Here is a 569-nt window from a genome sequence, read left to right on the forward strand (position 1 = left end):
ATCGGCTCCTGATGCCAAGGCATCCACCGTGTGCCCTAAATAACTTGGCCACAAAGATGCTCGCGTCCACTATGCAATTCACAAACAACAACCAGACAACCAGCCCACCCCACCACCAAACACCCGAGCACAACACTCGAACCGGTATGGCAGGAGACCAGCCCTGGAAGAAACAAACCGCCCAGCACCCGAAGGTGCCGAGCATCCGGTCCGTTTCCTCAGGACCCAACAGTGTGCCCAACCAAGTCACAACCCCCGAAACCCGCTTTCCCACTCCACGTAAACGCGGCGGTACTCACCGATCCGGCAACCACGACCAGCTGAATAACCAGTGCTCCACTAATGAGCACGCCACGCATCAGACACTCGCTGATGACCGCGACGATGGACCGAGCTCGACAACCACCACACGGACACCCGCGTGACAGCACCAACCGAGCCAGCCGAGTGCTCCTTAGAAAGGAGGTGATCCAGCCGCACCTTCCGGTACGGCTACCTTGTTACGACTTCGTCCCAATCGCCAGCCCCACCTTCGACCGCTCCCCCCACAAGTGGTTGGGCCACGGGCT

At 59.6% G+C, this 569-nt stretch carries 1 rRNA gene; it reads right to left on the minus strand.

From position 1 onward, the window contains the following. Positions 1-458: 458 nt before the first annotated feature. Positions 459-569, minus strand: a 16S ribosomal RNA gene (locus HHX35_RS42420); the annotation flags it as partial.

The organism is Microbispora sp. H10830 (assembly GCF_014161375.1).
GTDB classification, from domain to species: Bacteria; Actinomycetota; Actinomycetes; order Streptosporangiales; family Streptosporangiaceae; genus Microbispora; species Microbispora catharanthi.